General features: G+C 63.2%; 20 protein-coding genes. 12 read left to right on the forward strand and 8 right to left on the reverse strand.

Annotated features, from left to right (window positions below):
- Positions 1–12 precede the first annotated feature (12 nt).
- Together JHX88_RS05675 and JHX88_RS05680 are read left to right on the forward strand one after the other, a co-directional pair.
- On the forward strand, positions 13–1167 hold the full coding sequence (locus tag JHX88_RS05675; RefSeq protein ID WP_141225807.1) for an efflux RND transporter periplasmic adaptor subunit: 1155 nt from the start codon (positions 13–15) through the stop codon (positions 1165–1167).
- On the forward strand, positions 1164–4220 hold the full coding sequence (locus tag JHX88_RS05680; RefSeq protein ID WP_076525277.1) for an efflux RND transporter permease subunit: 3057 nt from the start codon (positions 1164–1166) through the stop codon (positions 4218–4220). The genes JHX88_RS05675 and JHX88_RS05680 overlap by 4 nt, the downstream gene beginning before the upstream one ends.
- Positions 4221–4283: 63 nt before the next feature.
- Here the strand turns inward: JHX88_RS05680 and JHX88_RS05685 are convergent, their stop codons facing one another.
- The gene (locus JHX88_RS05685) at positions 4284–5075 is read right to left on the reverse strand and encodes an MmyB family transcriptional regulator (protein WP_272848198.1); all 792 of its coding nucleotides are present in this window, start codon (positions 5073–5075) and stop codon (positions 4284–4286) included.
- A gap of 142 nt (positions 5076–5217) precedes the next feature.
- Between JHX88_RS05685 and JHX88_RS05690 the strand changes: the two genes are divergently transcribed.
- The 4 genes from JHX88_RS05690 to JHX88_RS05705 all read left to right on the forward strand — a co-directional run bounded on the left by JHX88_RS05690 (position 5218) and on the right by JHX88_RS05705 (position 13658).
- On the forward strand, positions 5218–5541 hold the full coding sequence (locus JHX88_RS05690; RefSeq protein ID WP_076525273.1) for a DUF1330 domain-containing protein: 324 nt from the start codon (positions 5218–5220) through the stop codon (positions 5539–5541).
- Positions 5542–5816: 275 nt separating this feature from the next.
- Positions 5817–11285, forward strand: a complete 5469-nt coding sequence (locus tag JHX88_RS05695) for an alpha-2-macroglobulin family protein (protein WP_141225806.1) — start codon at positions 5817–5819, stop codon at positions 11283–11285.
- Positions 11286–11287: 2 nt separating this feature from the next.
- Positions 11288–13390 carry a penicillin-binding protein 1C gene (gene pbpC, locus JHX88_RS05700; protein WP_076525269.1) on the forward strand — a complete coding sequence of 701 codons (2103 nt, stop codon included), beginning with the start codon at positions 11288–11290 and terminating at the stop codon, positions 13388–13390.
- Positions 13391–13484: 94 nt separating this feature from the next.
- A complete protein-coding gene (locus JHX88_RS05705) occupies positions 13485–13658 on the forward strand; it encodes an iron-containing alcohol dehydrogenase (protein WP_141225805.1) in 174 nt (57 codons plus the stop codon).
- A gap of 21 nt (positions 13659–13679) precedes the next feature.
- On the opposite strand, the gene JHX88_RS05710 is transcribed toward JHX88_RS05705, so the two are convergent.
- The 4 genes from JHX88_RS05710 to JHX88_RS05725 form a co-directional block, all read right to left on the reverse strand.
- A complete protein-coding gene (locus tag JHX88_RS05710; protein ID WP_076525497.1) occupies positions 13680–14012 on the reverse strand; it encodes a DUF2794 domain-containing protein in 333 nt (110 codons plus the stop codon).
- Positions 14013–14099: 87 nt separating this feature from the next.
- Entirely contained in the window at positions 14100–14387 is a 288-nt protein-coding gene (locus JHX88_RS05715) for an I78 family peptidase inhibitor (RefSeq protein WP_272848199.1), read from the reverse strand.
- 5 nt (positions 14388–14392) lie between these two features.
- The gene (locus JHX88_RS05720; RefSeq protein WP_076525265.1) at positions 14393–14740 is read right to left on the reverse strand and encodes a hypothetical protein; all 348 of its coding nucleotides are present in this window, start codon (positions 14738–14740) and stop codon (positions 14393–14395) included.
- Positions 14741–14849: 109 nt separating this feature from the next.
- Positions 14850–15530 carry a TetR/AcrR family transcriptional regulator gene (locus tag JHX88_RS05725; RefSeq protein WP_176011427.1) on the reverse strand — a complete coding sequence of 227 codons (681 nt, stop codon included), beginning with the start codon at positions 15528–15530 and terminating at the stop codon, positions 14850–14852.
- A 214-nt stretch (positions 15531–15744) separates the two neighbouring features.
- On the opposite strand from JHX88_RS05725, the gene JHX88_RS05730 reads away from it, so the two are divergent.
- The 5 genes from JHX88_RS05730 to JHX88_RS05750 all read left to right on the forward strand — a co-directional run bounded on the left by JHX88_RS05730 (position 15745) and on the right by JHX88_RS05750 (position 20968).
- Positions 15745–17172: a Glu/Leu/Phe/Val family dehydrogenase gene (locus tag JHX88_RS05730; RefSeq protein ID WP_076525261.1), complete on the forward strand. Its 1428-nt coding sequence runs from the start codon at positions 15745–15747 to the stop codon at positions 17170–17172.
- Positions 17173–17396: 224 nt separating this feature from the next.
- Positions 17397–19094: an acyl-CoA dehydrogenase gene (locus tag JHX88_RS05735; RefSeq protein WP_076525259.1), complete on the forward strand. Its 1698-nt coding sequence runs from the start codon at positions 17397–17399 to the stop codon at positions 19092–19094.
- Positions 19094–20113 (forward strand): MBL fold metallo-hydrolase, encoded by a 1020-nt coding sequence (locus JHX88_RS05740; protein ID WP_272848254.1) that lies wholly within the window; start codon positions 19094–19096, stop codon positions 20111–20113. The genes JHX88_RS05735 and JHX88_RS05740 overlap by 1 nt, the downstream gene beginning before the upstream one ends.
- 54 nt (positions 20114–20167) lie before the next feature.
- Positions 20168–20320, forward strand: coding sequence for an aa3-type cytochrome c oxidase subunit IV (locus tag JHX88_RS05745; protein WP_076525256.1), 153 nt, complete (start codon positions 20168–20170; stop codon positions 20318–20320).
- A 21-nt stretch (positions 20321–20341) separates the two neighbouring features.
- Entirely contained in the window at positions 20342–20968 is a 627-nt protein-coding gene (locus JHX88_RS05750) for a hypothetical protein (RefSeq protein ID WP_076525254.1), read from the forward strand.
- On the opposite strand, the gene JHX88_RS05755 is transcribed toward JHX88_RS05750, so the two are convergent.
- Both JHX88_RS05755 and JHX88_RS05760 read right to left on the reverse strand, forming a co-directional pair.
- Positions 20953–21288 carry an AzlD domain-containing protein gene (locus JHX88_RS05755; protein WP_076525252.1) on the reverse strand — a complete coding sequence of 112 codons (336 nt, stop codon included), beginning with the start codon at positions 21286–21288 and terminating at the stop codon, positions 20953–20955. The two genes, JHX88_RS05750 and JHX88_RS05755, sit on opposite strands and share 16 nt — an antisense overlap.
- Entirely contained in the window at positions 21285–22070 is a 786-nt protein-coding gene (locus tag JHX88_RS05760; RefSeq protein WP_084203049.1) for an AzlC family ABC transporter permease, read from the reverse strand. Before JHX88_RS05760 ends, JHX88_RS05755 begins: the two co-directional genes overlap by 4 nt.
- A gap of 69 nt (positions 22071–22139) precedes the next feature.
- Between JHX88_RS05760 and JHX88_RS05765 the strand changes: the two genes are divergently transcribed.
- Positions 22140–22613 carry a GNAT family N-acetyltransferase gene (locus JHX88_RS05765; RefSeq protein WP_076525250.1) on the forward strand — a complete coding sequence of 158 codons (474 nt, stop codon included), beginning with the start codon at positions 22140–22142 and terminating at the stop codon, positions 22611–22613.
- A gap of 377 nt (positions 22614–22990) precedes the next feature.
- Here the strand turns inward: JHX88_RS05765 and JHX88_RS05770 are convergent, their stop codons facing one another.
- Positions 22991–23929, reverse strand: coding sequence for a hypothetical protein (locus JHX88_RS05770; RefSeq protein ID WP_141225804.1), 939 nt, complete (start codon positions 23927–23929; stop codon positions 22991–22993).
- Positions 23930–23932 lie beyond the last annotated feature (3 nt).

Here is a 23932-nt window from a genome sequence, read left to right on the forward strand (position 1 = left end):
CAGGCGGTCGCGATGCGCATCCTGTCCATTGCTCTGCTCGTGGCCGGCTTGGCACTGCCTGCCGTCGCTGAGGATAGCGCTTCCTCGGATGCTCCCGCAGAGTCTGCGGTCGAGCGTTCTGTTCCATCTGTCACCGTGACCTCTGCCGAGACGACAGAGGTGCAGGCAAGGGTGCCAGTTGTCGGCTCCCTGATAGCCCGGCAGGAGGTGCAGATCTATTCTCAGGTATCGGGCCACGAGATCACCGAGATCCTGGTCGAGGCAGGCGATACTGTCGAAAAGGGGCAGGTGCTGGCGCGAATGTCCACGGATACGCTGGCGGCACAGCTTGCGCAGGCCGATGCCGGGTATCAACAGGCCGAGGCAGCCTTGAAACAGGCTGTCACGAGTTTGGAGCGGGCAGAACGTCTTCGTGCCTCGAACAATGCCTCGCAGGCGACGCTCGATGATGCGGTCGCGGCAGAGGCGAATGCGCAGGCGGGACTTGCACAGGCAGATGCGGCGCGACGGATTGCGCGACTTGACCTTGACCGGGCCGAGATCGTTGCCCCGGTCTCCGGGCTGGTGGTGGAGCGTAACGCGATTCTGGGCGCCTTGGCCGGCGGTGGCAGTGGCCCGCTGTTCACGCTGCTTGCCGATGGCGAGATCGAGATGTCCGCCGAAGTGATCGAAACCGCCCTGCAGAGCCTCTCGATCGGTGACCCGGCCGAGATCCAAGTTGCGGGTCTGGGGAACATCACCGGCGAGGTGCGGCTGATTCCGGCTTCGGTCGATCCCGTGACGCGCTTGGGGAAGATGCGGATCTCATTGGATAGCGCGCCGGGATTGCGAACGGGACTCTTCGCGAGCGGTTGGGTGATTACCGCGAAACGCCATGCCGTGACCGTGCCAGCCACCGCCGTCCTGTCGGATGACCAAGGGGACCGCGTGCAGGTCGTCGAGGATGGCGTGGTGCGGTCCCATCCGGTCAAGGCCGGTCTGCTGTGGGAAGGGCGGCGCGAGATCGTCGAAGGCATCGAAGAAGGCGAGCAGGTAATCGCCCGCTCGGGAGCCTTTTTCCGCGATGGCGACATGGTCAAGGCAATCAGCGCTGCGCAATCCGAAGCGGAAACGGAAAACGAAACCGCCAGCGCCGCTGCGCCCGCTGAAGGGACGCGCCGGCCATGAATATGTCCACCTGGTCGATCCGGCACCCGGTTCCGCCGATCGCGGTGTTCCTGGTGCTGCTGGTCGTCGGGCTGTTCAGCTTTTCCAAGCTGCCGGTTACGGCGATGCCGAATATCGATCTGCCCATCGTCAGCGTGAATATCGCTCAGCCGGGCGCTGCCCCGTCCGAGTTGACGACGCAGGTCATCCAGCCGGTCGAGGACAGTATCTCCTCTGTCACCGGGGTGCGGCATATTAGCTCGACCGCGACAGACAGCATGGCGTCGATCACCGTCGAGTTCGAGCTTGAAACCAACAGCGACCGGGCGGTGAATGACGTCAAGGACGCGGTTTCCAATGTCCGGGCGGAACTGCCCGAAAGCATCAGCGAACCCATCGTGCAACGGGTGGATGTGACGGGCTATCCGATCCTGACCTATGCGGTCAGCGACCCGACCCAGTCTATCGAGGGATTGTCGAAATTCGTCGATGACGTGATCGGTCGCGAACTTTCCACCGTGGATGGAGTCGGTAAGACAGAACGCATCGGTGGAGCAGAGCGGGAGATCAAGGTCGAGCTGGATCCCGACCGGCTGCTGGCACATGGATTGACGGCGGCAGAGGTTTCGAACCAGCTTCGCGCCAAGAATATCGACATGGGCGGCGGGCGCGGCGACCTGGCCGGCACCGAATATTCTATCCGCACATTGGGGTCTGCCGATACGATCTCGCAGCTTGCGGCGACGCCGATCGCGATTGCCAATGGCCGGACGATCCGGCTGGACCAATTGGGCGATGTCATCGACGGTGCCAGCGAAGAGCGCAGCTTTGCCCTGCTGGACGGACAACCGGTCGTGGCCTTCGGCGTATATCGGGCGACCGGCAAATCCGATCTTTCGGCAGGCGACGGCACCAAGGAACGGCTGGAGGAGATCCGCGAGCGTTACCCGAATACGCAGATCACCCTGATCGACGATGCGACGACCTATACCGCCGCCAGCTATCACAGCGCGATGGAGACGCTCTATGAAGGGGCGGCGCTGGCCGTGCTCGTGGTGTTCCTGTTTCTGCGCAATTGGCGGGCGACGCTGATCGCCGCCGTGGCGCTGCCGCTGTCGATCATTCCAACCTTCTTCGTCATGCATTGGCTGGGCTTCACGCTAAACGGTATCAGCCTGCTAGGGATCACGCTGGTGACCGGTATCCTCGTTGATGATGCAATCGTCGAGATCGAGAATATCGTCCGCCATATCGGCATGGGCTCGCCCCCATACGAGGCCAGCGAAGAGGCCGCCAACGAGATCGGCCTGACGGTGATCGCTATCAGTTTCTCGATTGTCGCGGTCTTTGCCCCGGTCAGTTTCATGGGCGGCATCGCAGGCCAGTATTTCAAGCAGTTCGGCCTGACTGTCGCTGTATCGGTGCTGTTCTCGCTTCTGGTTGCGCGGATCATCACACCGATGCTGGCGGCCTATTTCATCCGCGGCAAGCAGCATGAGGCGGATCGTCCCGATGGTCTGGTCATGCGCGTGTTGATGTCCGTCCTGCGCTGGACGATGCGGCATCGCGGGCTGACCCTGCTGGCAGGGCTGGGGATCTTCGCGGGATCGATCTATTCCGCGACCTTGCTGCCGACCGAGTTCGTCCCGGCCTCGGATATCGGTCGCAGCCAGATCGAAATAGAGATGCCGCCCGGCTCGACCATAGATGAAACCGAGGATTCGGTGCGCAACCTGAATGCGCGCGTTGCCGAGACATCCGAGGTGAAATCGGTCTTCGCCTATAGCGACGGTTCGGATGTGACCTCGGCCCGACTGATGATCAATTACGGTAAGAAGGATGATCGCGAACGGTCGCAATTCGACCTGGAAGAAGAGTTGAAGGAACGGCTCTCCACTGTTCCGGACATGCGCATCAATTTCCAGAACGAGGCCGGGCAGAACGACCTGTCGATCAGCGTATTGGGAGAAACCGAAGAGGCATCCGCACAGGCGGCTGAACGTCTGACCTCTGCCATGGACGAACTTGCGACGCTGGAGGGGGTGACCTCGTCGGCGAGCTTGCAGCGGCCCGAGATCCAGGTCTCTCCGAAATCGGATATCGCCGCGCAGCTTGGCGTGACGGCCAGCGCATTGGCGACGACCCTGCGCGTCGCGACGCTTGGTGATACAGAGGCGAACCTGGCCAAGTTCAATGCAGGGGACGAACAGGTGCCGATCGTCGTGCGGCTGAACGAGGCGTCGCGAAACAACCTGATGCAGGTGCAGAACCTGCGGGTGCCCAGCTCTTCGGGGCAGATTCCCCTGGTGACGGTCGCCGATGTGACGCTGTCGGCAGGTGCGACGGAAATCGGTCGCTATGACAGGCAGTTCCGCACCACGGTCAGCGCGAATCTGGCGGATGGCGCATTGCTCGGGCCGGTCAGTGCCGAGGTGACGAACCTGCAGCAAGAGGTCGAACTTCCGCCCGGCACGTCGATTCAACCGGCCGGCGACGCCGAAATCATGGGCGAGGTGTTCTCCGCTTTCGGCACGGCCATGGGGGCCGGGATCATGCTGGTCTATGTCGTGCTGGTGCTGTTGTTCCACAATTTCGTCACGCCGGTGACGATCCTTCTGTCGCTGCCTCTGGCTATCGGCGGGGCGATCCTCGCGCTATTCGTGACCGGCAATTCGATCAGCATGGCGGTGGTGATCGGTTTCCTGATGCTGATGGGTATCGTCACCAAGAACTCGATCATGCTGGTCGAATTCGCGCTGACCTCGATGGTGGCAGGCACGCCCAAGCGCGAGGCGATCCTGGATGCGGTGCACAAGCGCGCCCGGCCCATCGTGATGACGACCATCGCGATGACGGCGGGGATGGTGCCCTCGGCCCTGGCCACCGGAGAGGGCGGCGAGTTCCGGGCGCCGATGGCGATTGCGGTGATTGGCGGGCTGCTTCTTTCGACGCTCTTGTCGCTGCTGTTCGTACCGTCGCTGTTCTCGCTCATTCATGGCGGGCAAGGCCGGGTCTTTGGCTGGTTCGGGCGGCGGATCGGCTTGAACAAGGCGCGAGAGGTTCCGGCGGAGTAGGCGGGTCGTGAAGGCAACTGGGCAAGCTGTCCCGGATCAGCCGGTGCCGCGAATGTCTGCCGATCAACCACCGGGTCGGTCCGCCATCGCCTTGGCGGTTCGCTCATCCGCCGGAAAGAACGCTTCGATCGTCACCTCTGACAGCGTGACATCGGTGGCCGTGCCGAACACCGTTGTAGTGCTGAGAAAGGTCAGCGGCCCTGCATCGCTTTTCAACCTGAGCGGCACCGCGATACGTCCTTCCCGCGCCGGATCGGATCTTGCCGGTGCTGTGCTTGCCTGAAAGGGAAAGGCAGCGATTTCATCGCGGAGTGCCGCCAGCTTTGCATCCGCCGATTGCCTGATCTCGTGGTCGAGCCGGGTTAGCAGGTGGGATCGCCATTCCGGCAGGTTGAGAATGCGCGGGGCCAGCCCTTCGGGATGAAGGCTCAATCGCAGGACATTGATGTCTCCCTCCAACAGATGCGGCGCGGCATTGGCCATCAACGCCTGTGCGCTTGCATTCGCGGAAATCAATGTCCAGTGACGATCCACTGCCAGCGCGGGATGCGGCAGATGACCGTGCAGCACGTCCTCGACCACCCGGCGAGCCCCGGAAAGTTCGGGTGCGTCCAGCCCGCGATGCGGGTAATGCGGGGCATGTCCCGCAGCGGTCAGGATCAGGTTGCGCTCGCGCAGCGGGATCTCGAGACGTTCGCCGAGATGCATCACCATGTCCCGGCTTGGCCGGGACCGGCCCGATTCCAGGAAACTGAGATGGCGTTGGGAAATATCCGCCTCGCTCGCCAGCGCTAGCTGGCTGAGCCTGCGCCTCTGCCGCCATTGCCGCAGCAGTTCTCCGGCATTTGGGGCCATGTTGCTCATGCCGACATAATTAACGCGCCAGTTATCTGGAAACAATTACCTGCAAGGTAATCGATTTGAGGCAACCGATTCGCGATGAACGGGTATCGCCTTGCCGTTCCGGCGAGCCGAAGTTCATTGAAGGAGAAATGTCATGACCTGCTATGCAATCGGTTATCTGCAAAATGTCGAAATGGGCGCTGGAATCACGGCCTATCTTGAAAATATCGATGCGACGCTTGCCCCCTTCGATGGGCGCTTCATCATTCATGGCGGACCAAAGCACATGCTGGAAGGGAAAATCGACGGCGACCTGATCGTGATTGCCTTTCCGGATATGGAGAAGGCCCGAAACTGGTATCAATCGCCGCAATATCAGGCGATCCTTCATCATCGCCTGGAGAATTCCGAAGGAACGGTTTTTCTTATGGATGGGGTCGATGCGGATCACCGGGCCACGGATATCCTGACGGCTTGAGGATATGGCAGGAAAGGGGAGGGCGGCTTGCATCATATGCTGCCCATCCTCGAAGCGGATCGGGCCAGCATAATGCGCAAGACGACGATAATCCGAATGCGGGCAGGTGAGTCAAACTTGGAGACCCGCTCAAAAGAAACGGGGGCAAACCCAAAGAAATGGCGTAGGATTGAACCTGAGCCGTCCTGCGATGCGCATTTGCCGAGTATTGACAGAGTTTTACAAAGCTGAGCCATATTCGTGCGGAGGATGTCGGTCACGCCCGGAGGATTTTCATGCGGATTGCACGCGATTTTACCTTACTCTTCCTTTTCCTTTTGGGCCTGCCGGGTTTCGGGATGGCGCAGGACGGGCAGCGTATCGTGACGACCGAGAATGCCGATTATTTCGGTTTCGATCTGCGTACCGAAAAGAACGTCTCGCTGGATCAATGCAAGGCCATCTGCCTCGAAGATCAGCAATGCCGTGCCTTTACCTATAACAGCAAGGCGCAGTGGTGCTTTCTCAAATCCGATTTCACCCGGCCAAATCCTTCGGAAGGGGCCGTGGCGGGCAGGGTCGTCGTGGAGGCGGCGGCGCCGGATCTGGGCGCGCCCCCAGCCTTGCGTTTTGTGCCGGAACATGTGCTCCGCGAGGCCGAGCAGTATCGCGGCAAGCTTATGCGCGATGCCAGGCCCGGTGACACCGGTTTCCTGTCCTTCGTGTCCATGGCCGGACAGGCGCTAAACAGTGGCAATGCGCGAGCAGCGATGCGAGCCTATGCAGAGGCGGTCGCGATGCAGCCGCAGGATGCCGGCCTGTGGACCGGGCTGGCACGCGCGGTTGCGGCGACGGAGCCCGGTGGGCAAATGAGTTCCAACGAGCTGGAACGGGCCGGAACGGGCGCGGCGGTCAATGCCTACGAGATGTCGCGCAGCAGGGATGATCGCGCCCATGCCCTTGTGGCCCTTGCGAAGGCGCTGGAGCGGCGCAGCCTCTTTCGTCCCGCGATCAGCGCCTACGAGGCAAGCCTGGAGTTGAGGAACTCGCCGGATGTGCAAGAGGAATATGCCGATCTCAAGCGCCGCAAGGGGTTCCGGGTGCTGGACCATTCGGTGGATTCCGACAGCGTCACGCCCCGCGCCTGCATTCAGTTTTCCGAGGACCTGGTGAAAAGCGGCGTCGATTACGTGCAATTCGTGACGGTGGACAATGCCCGCTCCTTTGCCATTGATCGCAGCGATGCCGAGCTTTGTGTCACCGGGCTGAAACATGGCGAACAATATCGCATCGTTCTTCGCCAAGGGCTGCCCTCGGCCATCGGCGAGGTGATCGCGCAGCCGATACCGCTGGAGATCTATGTCCGCGACCGCGCCCCGACCCTGCGTTTCACCGGCGATAATTTCGTTCTTCCGTCATCCGCCCGGCGTGGTATCCCGCTGGTCTCGGTGAATGCCGAAGAGGCGAAGCTCTCGGTCCATCGCATTGGCGACCGGGCGCTGACACGTCTTCTGACCGGCTCGGAATTCCTTCGGCAGTTGAACGGTTATTCCCTGGATCATGTGTCCGGGCAAATGGGAGAACCGATCTGGGAAGGCGTGGTCGATATCGACACGGAACTGAACAAGGATATCGTCACCAGCATCCCCATCGACGAGGCGGTGCCCGAGCGTAAACCGGGTGTCTACCTGATGACGGCAGAGCCAGCGGATGAGCAGAACCGTCATTCAGACAACCGTGCGACGCAATGGTTCCTTGTCTCCGACATCGGGTTATCGACCTTTACCGGCCAGGATGGCCTGTCCGTCTTCGCAAGATCGTTGGCGACGGCCGAACCGATGGAAGGGGTGGCCCTCAAGCTGCTGGCCCGCAATAACGAGATATTGGGCGAGGCGAGGACAGATGCGGATGGTCGCGCGCAGTTCGATCCGGGCCTTGCCCGCGGAGCCGAAGGACTGGCCCCGGCCGCCATCATCGCCGAGAAGGAAGGGGAGGATTTCGTCTTTCTCGACATGACCCGCGCGGGATTCGATCTTTCGGATCGTGGGGTGACGGGGCGCCCGGCTCCGGGGCCGCTCGATATCTACGCCTGGACCGAGCGCGGTATCTATCGCGCGGGGGAAACGGTTCACGCCTCGGCCCTTGTGCGCAGCCCTGCCTCGGATGCCGAGGACGACCTGCCGCTGACATTCATCTTTCGTCGCCCTGACGGGGTAGAGGCAAAGCGGATCGTGTCGGACGGTGCGCAGCTTGGCGGTCATGCGGTGGAACTCGCCGTGCCGGAAAATGCCATGCGCGGCACTTGGCGGCTCGCCATCCATACCGATCCCGACAAGGCGGCGCTGGCGGAAGAGATGTTCCTGGTCGAGGATTTCGTTCCCGACCGCACCGAGATCGAACTTGCCAGCACCGAGGACAGGATCCCGTTGGGCGGCGGGACCGATGTTTCGGTCGATGGGCGTTATCTCTATGGCGCACCGGCAGCGGGACTGTCACTGGACGGCGAGTTGACCGTGGCCCCGGCCCGCGAATGGGGGGCGTTCCCGGGCTATGTCTTTGGTCTCGATGACGAGGAGGACGTAGAGACCATGCGCGTCCCGCTGACGGGACTGCCCCCGACGGACGAAGACGGCGATGCGGTTTTCCCCGTTGCACTGGACACCGCGCCTGCGACGACCCGGCTGCTATCGGCAAAGGTCAGCGTGCGGATGCGCGAGGCGGGCGGGCGTGCCGTCGAACGGGCGCTGGATCTCGAAATCGAACCCGAAGGCGCGATGATCGGCCTGAGGCCGGAATTCGACGGCGGCCGCGTGGAAGAGGGTGGTACGGCGAATTTCCGGGTGATTGCCGTGGACCCAAAGGGTCAGCGCATCGCGATGGACGGTCTCAAATGGTCGCTGCTCAGGATCGACCGGCACTATCAATGGTACCGTGACGGCGGCTCGTGGAATTACGAGCCGATCACCACGACCAGCCTCGTTCGGGAAGGCGTGGTTGATGCGCGGGCGGATAGCGAGCCGCAGATCGGTGTGGCCGTCGATTGGGGTCGCTATCGTCTCGAAGTCGAAAGCCCGGATGCAGGCGGGCCGATCACCAGCGCCGCGTTTGATTCCGGCTGGTATGTCGAGGCAAACTCGACCGAGACGCCCGATGGGCTGGAGGTTGCACTTGATCGCGACGCCTATGCGGTGGGCGACACGGCGAAGCTGCAGATCTCGCCCCGTTTCGCGGGCGAGGTTCTGGTGACGGTGGGATCGGAAAGCCTGTTGGAAAGCTTTACCGCAAATGTTCCCGAAACCGGCGCGGCCATCGACATCCCGGTAACCGAAGAATTCGGTGCGGGTGCCTATGTGACAGCAACCTTGTTCCGGCCCGGCAATGATGCGGAGAACCGCCTGCCCATGCGGGCCATCGGTATTCGCTGGCTGCAGATCGATCCGGCCGGGCGCCGTCTTGCGGTCGATCTTGGCGCGGATGCCCAGATCCGGTCGGACGCGCCGCTTTCCATTCCCGTCAGTCTCGGCGGGCTGGAACCCGGAGAGGAAGCCTATGTGAGTGTTGCTGCGGTGGATGTGGGGATTCTCAACCTCACCCGTTACGAGCCGCCCGATCCGGAAAGCTGGTATTTCGGCCAGCGCGAGTTGGGGCTCGAGATGCGCGACATCTATGGCCGCCTGATAGACGGCTCTCTCGGGGCGGCGGGCCGGCTTCGGACCGGTGGCGACGGCGCCAGCATGGATAGCAGTGGCAGCCCGCCGACCCAGAAACTGCTCGCCTTTCATTCCGGGGTCGTCCGCGTCGATGAGGATAGAAAAGCCGAGGTCACGTTTGATATCCCGCCATTCAACGGGACAGCCCGGGTCATGGCGGTTGCCTGGTCGAAAAAGGCAGTCGGGCATGCGGTCAAGGACGTGATCATCCGCGATCCGGTGGTGCTGACCACCAGCCAGCCGCGTTTTCTTGCACCGGGTGATCAGGCGCGCATGCTGCTGGAACTGGCCAATACCGATGGACCGCCGGGCGATTATCGCCTGACGCTCGCGGGCATTGGTCCGGTCACGATCGATCAGGGCGCAGCCCCCGACAGCCTGACACTGGATGCCGGGGCGAGGACGGCATTGTCGGTTCCCATCTCGGCCACGGGCGGCACCGGAGAGGCCGGGATCACCGTGACATTGGCGCATGAATCCGGGCTGCGCGTCGAGAAAAGCGTCAGCCTGCCGGTGCGTCCGGGCGTCATGCCGGTCGCCACCCAGCATCAGGAAATATTGGCGGCCAATGGCGGCAGCGTGACGCTGGACGGCGCTCTTCTGTCGGACAGTTTCGCGGAAGGGGCCTCGGTCAGCGTCAATATCTCGCGCAATCCGGGTTTCGATATTCCCGCGCTGCTGATGTCGCTGGACCGCTATCCCTATGGTTGCGCGGAACAGACGACAAGCCGCGCCCTGCCGCTGCTTTATGTCAATGAACTCTCCAAGGCAGCCGGTCTCAAGGACGATCCGGCGGTGAAGGGCCGAATCGAAGACGCCATCAGGCGTGTCCTGTCCTATCAGTCCTCCGCCGGGAGCTTCGGGTTGTGGCGACCCGGTTCGGGCGATCTCTGGCTTGATGCCTATGTGACGGATTTCCTGACCCGTGCCCGCGAGCAGGGATTCGCGGTGCCGGGGGAGGCGATGGAGCAGGCCTTGCGGAATCTTCAGAATTCGCTGGCCTATGACACGGATGTCGAGTCCCGCGGCAGCGAGATCGCCTATGCGCTTTACGTGCTGGCGCGCAATCGCAAGGCATCGGCGGGGGATCTGCGCTATTACCTGGATACGCGGCTTGGTGATTTCGAGACGCCGCTGGCCCGTGCCCAGCTTGCCGCCAGCATGGCGCTTTACGGCGATGCGGAGCGGGCCGAAACCGGCTTTGCCTCGGCATTCCGCCTTGCGCAGGGGCTGAGCGGCGGCGCAAGGGCGCGTTCGGATTACGGTTCCGATCTGCGCGACGGTGCGGCGATGCTTGCCCTCGCGGTGGAAAGCCGTCCCGAGCCGAGCCTGGTGCCGCAGATGGTCGGCCTTGTATCGGAGATGCGCAGCAAGACCCGTTACATGAGCACGCAGGACGAGGCATGGATGCTGCTGGCCGCGCGTGCGCTGAGCCGGTCCAATGACGATATCAGCCTCGCCATCGACGGCGCAACGCAAAGCGGCGCCTTCGCCCGGCAGATACCGGGCGCCGAGCTCACTGCCGCCCCGCTGACCATCGCCAACCGTGGAAGCGAGCCGATCACGGCGGTGATCACGACGGATGCCGCCCCGCGCCAACCACTTCCCGCGGGCGGTGAGGGCTTCACCATCGAGCGGCGCTATTACACCTTGGACGGCGAGGAGGCCAATATCACGAATGCGCGCCAGAACGAACGCTACGTCGTGGTTCTGGAGGTGACGGAGGAACGTGACTGGCCGTCGCGGGTGCTGGTCTCGGACCTGTTGCCGGCGGGTTTCGAAATTGACAATCCGCGCCTGGTAGGCAGTTCCCAACTCGATAATTTCGGCTGGCTGGGCAGCACCGGCGCGGTGCATACCGAGTTCCGCGACGACCGCTTCATCGCCGCCTTCGATCGGGGCGAGGGCAGCAAGGACAAGCTGCGGCTGGCCTATGTGGTGCGGGCGGTGACGCCGGGGGTCTTCATGCATCCGGCGGCCAGCGTCGAGGATATGTATCGTCCGCAATTCTCGGCCCGAACCGCATCCGGCTTCATGGAGATCATGGGGAACTGACGATGGCACGCGCCGGTATCAGAGGGCGCCGCTGGATCAGGCGGGGCGCGATTGCCCTGTCGGTGCTGGCCGTCATCCTCGCCGCCGGTGGTGTCCTGCTGCAGCGGCTCGATACGGCTTGGCCGCCGCCGCTCGAACCCGCGCCGCTTTCGGCTGAGGTGGTGGACCGGGACGGAGCGTTGCTGCGCGCCTATGCGGCCTCTGACGGGCGATGGCGTCTGCCGGTCGAGATCGACAATCTCGACCCGCAATTCCTCGACATGCTCATCGCCTACGAGGATAAGCGCTTCTGGTCGCATCCGGGCGTCGATATCCGGGCGCTTGGCCGGGCGGCGTGGCAGCTGGTCACCAATGGGCGCATCGTTTCGGGCGGTTCGACATTGTCCATGCAGCTTGCCCGCCTGACCGAGCCGCGCGTGGAACGCAGCTTTGCTGCCAAGTTCCGGCAGATCGCGCGGGCGATACAGATCGAGCGGCGATTGTCCAAGAGCGAGATCCTCGAACGCTACCTGACGCTGGCCCCCTATGGCGGCAACCTGGAGGGGGTGCGGGCGGCGAGTCTCGCCTGGTTCGGGAAGGAGCCGCAGAAGCTGGAACTGGCCGAGGCGGCGCTGCTGGTCGCCTTGCCGCAATCGCCCGAGGCCCGTCGTCCCGACCGCCATCCGCAGGCGGCGAAGGAGGCGCGGGACCGGGTGCTTGCCCGCATGTCGAGCGCCGGGGTCATCATTGCAAGCGAGGTGGAGCGGGCTTCGGGGGCGAAGGTGGCCGCAAGACGCCTGCCGATGCCCGCATATGCCGCGCATCTGGCCGATGCGGTGATGCGGGCCGAACCCGGCGCGCGAAAACACCAATTGCTCATCAGCCGCAGCGCCCAGGCCAATCTGGAATCCGTCGCTGCCCGGTCCGCGCGCCGGTTGGGCAAGCATGTCTCGGTGGCGATGATCCTTGCCGATGCCCGTAGCGGCGCGGTCCTCGCCCGCGTCGGATCGGCGGGTTATTTCAACGCCGCGCGTGCCGGATGGATCGATATGAGTCGCGCCCAACGTTCGCCCGGCTCGACGCTGAAACCCTTCATCTATGGCCTTGCCTTCGAGGAGGGGCTGGTGATGCAGGAAACCATGATCGAGGATAGGCCCGGTAATTTCTCGGGCTACCGGCCCCGGAATTTCGACATGGCCTATCAGGGCGATGTATCGGTGCGCACCGCTTTGCAGATGTCGCTCAACGTGCCCGCGATCCGCTTGCTGGACGCGATCGGTCCGGTGCGGCTTGTCGCCCGAATGCGGCAGGCGGGTGTTCCCCCGGTCCTGCCACCGGGCGAGACGCCGGGGCTGGCCATCGGGCTGGGCGGTGCGGGGCTCACGCTCGAAGGGCTGGTGCAGCTTTATGGCGGTCTGGCCAATCGCGGTCATGTCCAGCCCCTGCGTTATCTTGCCGGGTCGAAACCCGTGCAACGGCCGGTTTCGGTGCTGACGCCGCAAGCCACATGGCAGATCGCCGATATCCTGTCCGGTGTGGTGCCACCCAAGGGCGCACCGCGTCTTGGCATCGCCTACAAGACCGGCACCTCCTACGGTTATCGCGACGCGTGGGCGGTGGGCTATGATGGCCGTCACGTGCTGGGGGTCTGGGTGGGGCGGGCCGATGGCGGTTCGGTGCCGGGGCTGACCGGGTACATGGCGGCGGCGCCGATCCTGTTCGAGGGGTTCTCGAAATCGGGCACCGGCATAGAGCCATTTCCCTCGGCACCACCGGGTGCGCTGCGGCTGGCGGCCTCTGAATTGCCATTCTCGTTGCGGCGTTACGCGTCGCCGGATGGCAGACTCGTGACCGGCGCACCGGGCGAGCCCGCGCCCGAGATCGTCTTTCCGCCGCAGGGGGCGCGCGTCGATCTCGGCCTCGATCGAGGTGACAGGGCCACACCGCTTGCCCTCAAGATCAACGGGGGGCGTGCGCCGTTTCGCTGGCTGGCCAATGGAGAGCCGCTGCCAGAGATGTTCCGGCGGCGCAAGGCGTCATGGGTTCCCGATAGCAGCGGCGCCTCGACACTTACGGTCATAGATGCGGCGGGGCGTACGGCGAGCGTCGATGTGTTCCTGGAATGAGGAGGCCCGGAGCCCGTGGCCGGACCATCATGCTCCCTGCGATGAACCGGTCTTTTGATCTGTAATGCGTCAGCTCCCTACAGTCGCAGCTGGCGTGGAACTGAGCCCCGCGCTTGGCATGACAAGCAGGCTGGGCGAGATGGGGATCAGTCATAATCACCTGCCGATACTTGCGGCGGATGCGATGAAACAGGGGCGTTTGCCGATCAACAACCCGCGCGAGATGACCTGTGAGGCGGTGCTGAAGATTTACACGCATGCCTTGTGATGCGGGGAAGGCAGCCCTTCGTCAATCGACGGCGCGGATCAGTTTCTTGTCGAAGACCTTCAGCACCTGCGCGAGATCATGACCGCGCTTGAGAATTCGGCCATCCATCGCGATCACCGCATAGGCCCCCTGTGCGTTGCGCAGTTTCGGCCGCTTCTCGATCCGGTAAAGCGGATGTTCGGCAGCGCGGCGGAACACGCTGAACACAGCGGCATCGCGCAGGAACGACATCGCGTAATCGCGCCATTCACCGGCGGCGACAAATCGGCCATATACGGTCAGGATAGTCCCGAGTTCGGCCCGGTCAAAAACCACCCGGTCGGGATCGGTAGCAAACGGCGGGGCGGCGTTCATCATGACAGGATGGTGACATTGTGCCGAGCGCAAATCAATGAAAAACGACGGCCCGGCCAAGGGCCGCCGCCATTTCGGGAACCCGGCTCAGAAGCAGCCGATCTTTTCGATCCGGTCATCGCGATTGATCTCGATGTTCAGTCGGTCGGCGCGGTAATCGGCCGTTACCGCGTCGCCGGGTCCGATAATCCGCGTGCCAGCCGGAAAGTCCTTTGAATCGAGAACCGATTTCGGCTGACCGACCAGGTCCTGCAATTCTTCAGCCCCGCAATTCTGGGGCAGGTCAAGTTCGGGTGTCGAGGATTCGGGCACGGGCTCGCAGGCAGCCAGCGCGAGGCCAGACATCAGTGAAAGGATCAGCGGACCACGCATCATCAACCTCATCCGCAATCGATATTATAAATATTGCCCGAGCCGTCGAGCCGGAAGACGATCCGATTGGGGTCGTAATCCTGCGGCTCGATCCCGCGATATTCGACGACGCGATATTCCTTGGACAGGCCGAGCGTGGGAATGACGCTGCCGGGCTGCGACAGGTATGGCGTATATTCCTTGGCGCCGCAAAGATCGGGTTCACGTTCTTCGAGGCCGGAAATGCCTTGGGCAGGTGTGGGTGCCACAGGCTGAGCGGGTGGAGCCGCGGGAGCCGGGGCGGGCTGAGGCGCAGGCATGCAGCCAGCCAGCAACGCGGTCGTCGCGGCGATGGGCAGGATCGTCGTCTTGATCATTGTATCAGGGTCCCTCATGCGCCCGGATCGGGCATTTATCGTGATTTGTAACATGATTTATACGGCTCGGCATCCCGGTTGAGAAGTTGAGCAAGCGATCACTATTCCATCAGCGCATCGGCGCAACATCGGCGTTCCGCTGACCGGAGCGCTGATCGGCCATGCGCGTATCAGGACCATAGGCGCGCAGGAACATCGTGGCGGCCATCGCGGCAGAGCGGTGAATTGTTGCCTCGTCGGTGCCTGTAGCCCTTGCCGCAGCGCGATCGTGAACTGCCAGCCCGCAAAGCCGGATCAACTGCCGGGCGGCCATTGCCGTATCCTCCATCTCCAGCTCGCGCCGGTTGACGAACATTTCCAGCCTGTCGCGAAGGGGGTGCCCCAGCAATGTCTCGAACCGTTGGTGATAGCTCCTGGCGATTGCCGGAAAACGGTTCGCCTCTCCGATCGCGAGCCGGGACAGTCGTATCTCATGATCCGAGTTCAGCCAGCCGGTGATCTCTGTCGTCATGCGGGGCAGGCCGCTGGCGGCAGGCAGATCAAGCGGGATCGAATCCAGCGGCTTGGCTTGATAGCGTTCCATGGCCGCCTGCATGGTTTTCTGAAACATCAAGCGCTTGTCCGGAAAATAGGCATAAAGGGTTGCTTTCGATACACCGGCGGCCTGGGCGATGTCGTCGACTCCGGCACCGGCATATCCATCACGCTGGAAAATCCGCCATGCGCCGTCCAGCACCTGATTGATCTTGCGTCCCAATACGGCATTCCTGCTGTTTTTCAGTCTAACCATGATCACTCGTCCCGATAAAACATCCTTGCATATACAATGTATGTCGACGCCCGATAGTTGCATCGGGGGCGCTGAAGCGTTTGTCTGCCGAAGATGTAAAGAAAGATTCAATTTTGCCTGAAAATTTGGCACGAACTGCGTGGAAGCCGTCGGCGCTTTCGCCTAGCCTCGAAGAAGTGCAAGTCGAATCGTCAGTGTGAAAAAGGAGCCTGCAATGGCCAACACGCATACTTCATTTCGTGAATCTGTAGAGCGGATGTTCACACATGCCGCGGGGCTGATGGCCTTGCCCCCCGGCCTGGAAGAGAAGATTCGGGTTTGCAATTCGACCTATACGGTGCGGTTCGGCGTCCGGTTGCGCGGCCAGATCCAGACATTCACGGGTTATCGCTCGGTCCATTCCGAACATATGGAGCCGGTGAAGGGCGGGATTCGCTATTCGCTCGATGTCAACCAGGACGAGGTAGAGGCGCTGGCCGCGCTGATGACCTATAAATGCGCGCTGGTCGAGGTGCCCTTCGGTGGCTCCAAGGGTGGGCTGCGCATCGATCCGCGGCAATGGGACGAGGACGAGCTGGAGCGGATAACCCGCCGTTTCACCTATGAATTGTCGCGCCGCAACCTGATCTCGCCCAGCCAGAACGTCCCGGCCCCCGACATGGGCACGGGCGAGCGCGAGATGGCGTGGATGGCCGATGCCTTCAAGCGCCTGCATCCAGACGACATCAACGCCAAGGCCTGCGTGACCGGCAAGCCGCGTACCGCGGGCGGCATCGACGGGCGGGTCGAGGCGACCGGGCGGGGCGTGCAATACGCGTTGCGCGAATTCTTCCGCCATGACGACATGATGAAGCGGGCCGGGCTGGAGGGAACGCTCGCTGGCAAGCGGATCATCGTGCAGGGTCTGGGCAATGTGGGCTATCACGCCGCGCTGTTCCTTGCCTCCGAGGACAAGGCGCTGATTACCGCGGTGATCGAGCGAGATGGCGTGATCAGCAATCCGAAAGGGCTCGATATCGGGGCGCTCAAGGCGCATATCGCCGCGACTGGCGGGGTCGAGGGCTTCCCGGGTGGCGACTTCCGCCCCGAAGGTCTCGCCGCGCTGGAAGACGATTGCGACGTGCTGATCCCGGCGGCCGTGGAAAGCGTCATCCATGGCGGCAATGCCGACCGGATCAAGTGCAAACTCATCATAGAGGCCGCGAACGGTCCCGTGACCGCCGATGCCGACGAGATCCTCAAGCGCAAGGGCGTCGTCATCATCCCCGACATGTATGCCAACGCCGGCGGTGTGACGGTGTCCTATTTCGAATGGGTCAAGAACCTGTCGCAGATCAGCCTCGGCCGTCTGGAGCGTCGCCATGAAGAGGCCCGCGCCCGCATGCTGGTCGAGGAACTGGAACGTCTGTCGGCCGATACCGGCCTGAACTGGACGCTCTCCAAGGGCTTCAAGGAGGCGTTCCTGACCGGCGCCGATGAACTCGAACTGGTCCGCTCGGGGCTGGACGACACCATGCGCGAGGCCTTCGGCAAGATGAAGGAGGTCTGGCTTGGCAATAGCAAGGTGGATGACATGCGCACCGCCGCCTATGTGGTCGCGATCCGCAGGATTTCCAATGTTTACGGTTCCCTGGGGCTGTGACATGTGAATAGGGGGCGAAAGCCCGTGTGAATTCCGCCCTCTGAACCGGGGCGGAATTTGTTCTTGTTTCTCTTCATGAGTGCACTTCTTCCGCCCGGCGGAGGTATTGTCTCCGATTGTGACGCGGGGTTTCGGTTGTGACCGGCAAGGCTGGTCTTAAGATGGTGGCTGGATCAGTCAGGAAAACATGCCGGGGCGGATTGCCGTTCCGGAGGGAGGATCGGATGAGCTACAAGGCACCAGTCGAGCAGATCGAATTCATTTTGAATCATGTCGTGCCCTACGGTCAGGTCGCTGCGACGGAACATTTCAGCGAGGCCGGTTTCGACACGGCCAGCGCGATTCTGACAGAGGCGGGCAAACTGGCCGGCAATGTGCTCGCGCCCCTGAACCGCAATGGCGATGAGACCCCGGCGCGGCTGGAAAACGGCAAGCTGCGCTCCTCGCCCGGCTTTGACGAAGGCTTCCGCGCGATCGCCGAAGGCGGTTGGGTCGGACTGGCCGCCGATCCGGAACATGGTGGGATGGGACTGCCGCAGGCGCTCAACATGGCCGTGGCCGAGATGATGTCGGGGGCCTGCCTGTCCCTGCAACTCAACCCGCTGCTGACGCAGGGCCAGATCGAGGCGCTGGAACATCACGCCAGCGACGAATTGAAATCGCTTTACCTGCCCAAGCTGAACAGCGGCGAATGGTCCGGCACAATGAACCTGACCGAGCCGGGGGCGGGCAGCGATGTCGGCGCCCTGACCACCAAGGCCGAGCGTAACGAGGATGGCAGCTATTCGATCACCGGGCAGAAGATTTTCATCACCTGGGGCGACAGCGACGTGACCGAAAATGTCTGTCACGCGGTCCTGGCGCGGCTGCCGGACGGGGCCAAGGGCACAAAAGGGATCAGCCTGTTCATGGTGCCAAAACTCATCCCCGACGAGAACGGCAATCCCGGCGTGGCCAACAGCCTCAAGGTCGTCAGCCTCGAGGAAAAGACCGGCATCCACGGCAGCCCGACCTGCGTCATGAGCTATGAGGGCGCGACCGGCTGGCTGATCGGTGAAGAGCACAAGGGCATGGCGGCCATGTTCACGATGATGAACTGCGCCCGGCTTGGTGTCGGGATGCAGGGGATCGGCGTGGGCGAGGCGGCGCTGCAGCAGGCCGTCGCTTACGCGCAAGAGCGCAACCAGATGGGCCCGATCATCCGCCATCCCGATGTCCGGCGGATGCTGGCCACCGCACGGGCCGAGATTTTCGCCGCCCGCGCCATCGCCCTGGCCTGCGCCACCGCGATCGATCTCGAACGGGCGACCGGCGACGCCGATCATGCCGCGCGCGCGGCTTTCCTGACCCCGATTGCCAAGGCCTACGGCACCGATACCGGCTGGCGCGTGGCCGATACGGCGGTGCAGGTGCATGGCGGCATGGGTTATATCGAGGAGACTGGCGTATCCCAGTATTTGCGCGATGTCCGCATCACCCAGATCTACGAGGGCACGAACGGTATCCAGGCCATGGACCTGGTGGGGCGCAAGCTCTCAGACGGGGGAGAGGCGGCGGCGAGGCTGCTCGACGAGATCCTTGACGGGGCCAAATCCGCGCAGGGCGATCATCCCGAACTGGCGAACGAGGTCTGGCAGGCCGCCGAAACCCTGCGCGAGGCGACGCAGACCATGCTGGAACGCGATCTGCCCGAGCGTTTTGCCGGCGCTGTGCCCTATCTCTCGGCTTTCGCACGGGTGCTGGGTGGATATTATCATCTGCTCGCGGCACGGGCAGGGGGCGAGCCACAGCATGCGCTGGCACGGGTCTTCATCCGCCGGGTCCTGCCACGTTTCAGCACCGATCTGGACGAGGCGCTGGCCGGGCTGGAAGATTTGACCGCCATCAGCGACGAAACCCTGGCCGGGGAGGTCGGCGCTTGATCTCCACCCCGTTCGAGACACCGCCCGAAGCGGGCGAAGCCATTTCTGTCGCGGACGGGGTGCTGTGGCTGCGTCTGCCTCTGCCCATGGCGCTGGATCATGTGAATATCTATGCGCTTGAGGAAGGCGATGGCTGGACCATTGTCGATACCGGTTTCGACACCGGCCTGACGCGCGAAATATGGGGCAAGCTGCGCAGCGGCCCGCTTGGCGGCAAGCCGATCCGGCGCATCATCGGCACGCATCACCACCCTGACCATATCGGCCTCGCGGGCTGGTTCATGGACAGCGACGGTGCCGAGCTGCTGATGAGCCGGACCGCGTGGCTCATGGCCCGGATGCTGCAACTCGACCTGCAGGAACGCCCGACCAGGGAGGCGCTGGCCTTCTGGCGTTGGGCAGGCATGCCGCCTGAACTGCTGGCAAAGCGCGCAGAACAACGGCCCTTCAATTTCGCCGATGTCGTCGCGCCGATGCCGCTTGGCTACACAAGGCTGACCGATGGGCAGGCGATCCGTTTCGGCGGGCGCAACTGGACGGTCGCGATGGGGCATGGCCATGCGCCCTGCCACGCCACCTTCTGGTCGCAGGATGATGATCTGGTGATCGGTGGCGATCAGTTGCTGTCCTCGATCTCTCCCAATCTCGGCGTTCACCCGACCGAGCCCGAGGCCGATCCGGTCGGCGAATGGCTGGCAAGCTGCACCCGCATGCTGGAGCTGGCCGAGCCCCGGCATTTCGTGCTGCCGGGCCACAAGCTGCCCTTTACCGGCCTGCCCGACAGGCTGCGGCAGTTGATCGACAATCACCACGGCGCCCTTGGCCGGATGGAGGCCGCCTTGCGCAAGGCCCCTCGCAGCGCCGTGGAATGCTTCGACATCCTGTTCAAGCGCCGCATCGACGAATCGGTCTTTGGCCTCGCCCTGGTCGAGGCGGTAGCGCATGTGAACCATCTGCGCTTCAGGGGCGCGATCCGCGCGGTCGGCGAAAGGGATGGCGCGGCGCTTTGGGGGGCGTGACAGCGCGGTCTCTTTCGGCTATCGGAGAGCCAAGGACAACCGGAGGGCACAGGCATGGCCGATCATCACGAGATTACCGAACACGAACATGGCACCATGGACATCACCCAACACAGGAAAACCTTCGCCGGGTTCATCCGGGCTGCCATCTGGGTTTCGGTGATATCGATCCTGATCCTGATCTTCATGGCGCTGACAAACGCTTGATGACCGGCGCGGGAAACTGACATGAAAAGACGCGTTTTCATTGCGGCGGCCTTGCCGTTGGCTCTATCCGCCTGCGGTGCCGACAACATCTGGGCCAGCGACGAGGCAGTGCGGGCGGCACGTTTCGTGTCAAACGAACCGCCCTCGATCACCCTGTTCACGGTGATCGGCATTCCGCGCGGCGAGGGTGGCCATAGTGCGCTGATGATCAATGGCAGCCAGCGGGTGATGTTCGATCCCGCCGGAAGCTGGAACCACCCGCAGATCCCCGAACGGCATGACGTGCTCTACGGGATCACCGACAATTTCAAGAACTTCTACATCGATTACCACGCGCGCGAGACCTATTGGGTCGCCGAGGAAACCGTGCCCGTATCCCGACAGGTCGCAGATATCGCGATTCGCCGGGCCGAGGCGAACGGGGCCGCGAATAAAAGCTTCTGTGCGGTCGAGACCGGCAGCGTCCTCCGGGGCGTTCCGGGATTCGAGAATGCGCCGACCGGCTTTTCTCCGATCAAGATGCGGAAATGGTTTCTGACCTTGCCGGGCGTGACTTCGAAACGCCACCGGGACGGGGATCCGGCGAATAACCACAATGTCCTCATCCGCCAGAAAAACGGCCAGATGACCGGCTACCCCAGGACATAGAGCATCCCGAAAAGGGTGATCGCACCGCCAAGAATGGCAAGGATGACATTCTTGGTCAGGACGCCGATGGCCACCGTCACGATCGCTGCCGACAGGCGGGCCGGCTCTGGTTGGCCGCCGGTCGCAGCGGGCCACATGACCAGCGGTGCGACCAGCGCCGGCAGGACCGCGACAGGCGTATAGCGCAGCATGCGCATGAACCATTGCGGCAGATCGCGATTCCCCAGGGCGCCAAGGAATGACCAGCGGATCAGGAATGTGCCGATCCCCAGCAGGATGATCACCACCCAGATGGACAGGTCCGAATGGGCCTCGTTCATGATCCGGCCTCCTGCCGCCGTTCGGTCCAGACCTCCAGCAGGGCGCCGGTTGCCATGCCGAAAAGGGCGGCGATCATCATTCCCAGCCCGGACGGCAACCCGGCCAAAAGCAGCGCCGCAACGATCGAGACGAAACAGGCAGCCATATGCGCGGGGGTGCGCAGCATCGGGGCGATCATCGCGAGGAAGGTGATCGGCATCGCGAAATCCAGCGCAATATCATCGGGAATGGCCCGGCCAAGCGTTGCGCCCAGCCAGCTTGCCGCGATCCAGGGGATGCACATCGCCACCGCCGCGCCAAAGAAATAGGCCAGCCGCTGCTGCAGGGTCAGGCGCGGATGGTGTTCGTAATGCTGGATCGCCAGCGCATAGCTCTGATCGATCAGCGTATAGGCGATCCATGCCTTCTGCCGGCCCGTGGCGCCTTTCAGCCAGGGCACCAGCGATGCCGAATACATCGCCATCCGCAGATTGACGGCAAGGCCGGACAGGATCACCACCCATGTGGGCGCGTGATCCGATAAAAGCTGCACGGCGGTGAATTGCGAGGCTCCCGCCAGGACCAGCACCGAGAACCCGAGGATCTGGGCGATATCGATTCCGGCTTCGAGCGCCACGACTCCGAAGAGCATCGCAAAGGGGACGATCACGATCAGGAAGGGCAGGCTCTGGATCATGCCAAAGCGGAACGCCTGTGCCGGGTTGCGGGCCAGGGCGCGTGCGCTGGCCGCTTCGGCAGCCGCTTGCCGAGGCTCTGGTTGCGAGGCTGGCGACGGGGCCATGGCGAGGGTATTCCTGTAAAGCGTGCGGGCCCCTTGCTTGCATGATGTGCAGCGAGAGGCAAGAACCCCATGAAGATTTGCGCTCCGGTTCCCGACGCCGTGCTGCCTCAGGCGGTGTCGCTGTGGCGCAGCGCTTTCGGTGGCAGGGAAGCTGCGATACCTGCCCGCGCCGAGAACGCCATCGCGGTGATGCGTGGGGAGGTGATCGAGGGAATCGTCGGGCTTCGCGATGATCGCGGTGGGTTCCTGGCAGTCACGCCGCCCTTGATGCGCCTGCTGTTCCGTCCCGCTCCGCCTACCGCTGACCTGGTTCTCGACGGCATCGTCGTACGCCAATCCCGCCGAGGGTTCGGCCGGGCCTTGGTTGCCGCGGCCGAAGCCGAGGCACGCCGCCGACGCCGTCACGGTCTGCGGGCCGAGGTACGGCTGCGGGATCGTGGCGCCGTCGCCTTTTATCGTAGTCTCGGTTTCGTCGAGGAAACACGCGGCCGATACGGCTGGCCCTGGTCGGGAAAGGTTGCGGTGATGCGCAAGCCGGTCTGAGCCGCGGAGGGGATCGCGTCGCGCAAGGGACCGGGCCGGGGGCGATTCCCGCGAGGTTCGGACAAAAGGTATTTGGACAAAGAAGAAGGGGGGGCGAGAGGTCCATTGGGGAAGGCGGTCCAGCGGAGCGGTAATCCAGTATGTTTTTCGTACTGGAATGGACGGCCTGGTCTTTGGATGCTGCCCTGATTGTCCGGCTCCCGCCGCGCATGGCCCTGATTTGCCGTGCAACGCGCGTTGCCTGTGTACGTCCTGTGTACGGGTTGTGTACGCGCTGTGCACGGGTTGTGCAGGTGAAAATCCAGCAAATGCTGGCCAAGATCGTAGCGTGCGCCGATCTGTTGCATTGCGCAACGTTCGCTGCCGTTGCGCGTGGTTCAGCCGAACACGCCCGCCGCACGTCCGATCAGCATGAAGCCCCGCGCCGAGCGGGTATCGGCCAGCGCCGCCAGTTGTTCATCGTCCAGCCTTGGGGTGTCACGGGTCAGCAGCACGTCGAAATGGCGCAGGAAATGATGGGCGGTGTCGCGGAAAATCTCGTCCCCGCGCAGCAGTGCCGTGGCGGTCTCAAGCGCGATTTCATCATGAATTCCACCGATTTTCGCTGCGATTTCATCGCGTTCCCCCTCGGCAAAGCGGCGCCAGATCGCCGGCGGAACGGGGTCGGGCGGCAGCTCGTCCATATAGACGTCATGTTCGGCCAGCAGCGTGACGACATCCTGCGCGGCTCGCAGGACCCGCGCGGTCTCGTGGTCCTTCAATGCCATGCGCAGGGCCGCGATGGTTTCCTGGTCATTCGCATCATCGGGAAAATTGAGTGCCCGGATCAGAATTTCCGAGGGTATTTCAACAGGTTCAGGGGCGTCGAAGCGCAGGCTCGCCTGCTGCGGCTGAGAGGCCGGATGCGCGGGCCGCGCCGCTGGCGGCACCGGTTTAGCGGCGCGCGCCGGGGCCTTGGCGGCAGGTTGCCGCAGCGGTTGCGCGCCGGTGACGATGGGTTCGGCAGATGCCGGTTTGGGCCGTTTCGCCGCGAGTTCCTGCAATTGCGACAGGTTTCCGCGTAATTCCGCGGCCTCTTCGCGTAGTTTGTTGATGGCGCGGGCGATCCCGACCGCCATCCAGATCAGCGCGAAGGGCATGACCACCCCTGTGATCGTCAGGATCCGGGTCATGCCACCGGATTCCGGATGCGTCTCTCCGGGGATCAGCAGCCAGAACAACAGCAGCAACAGCAGCCAGGCCACGCTCAGGGCGAGGCCGATGATCATTTCCGTGTTGCGATCCGTCATCATGGCGTCATGGGTGTTCAGGGCCATTGC

This window comes from Paracoccus saliphilus, from assembly GCF_028553805.1.
GTDB lineage: Bacteria > Pseudomonadota > Alphaproteobacteria > Rhodobacterales > Rhodobacteraceae > Paracoccus > Paracoccus saliphilus.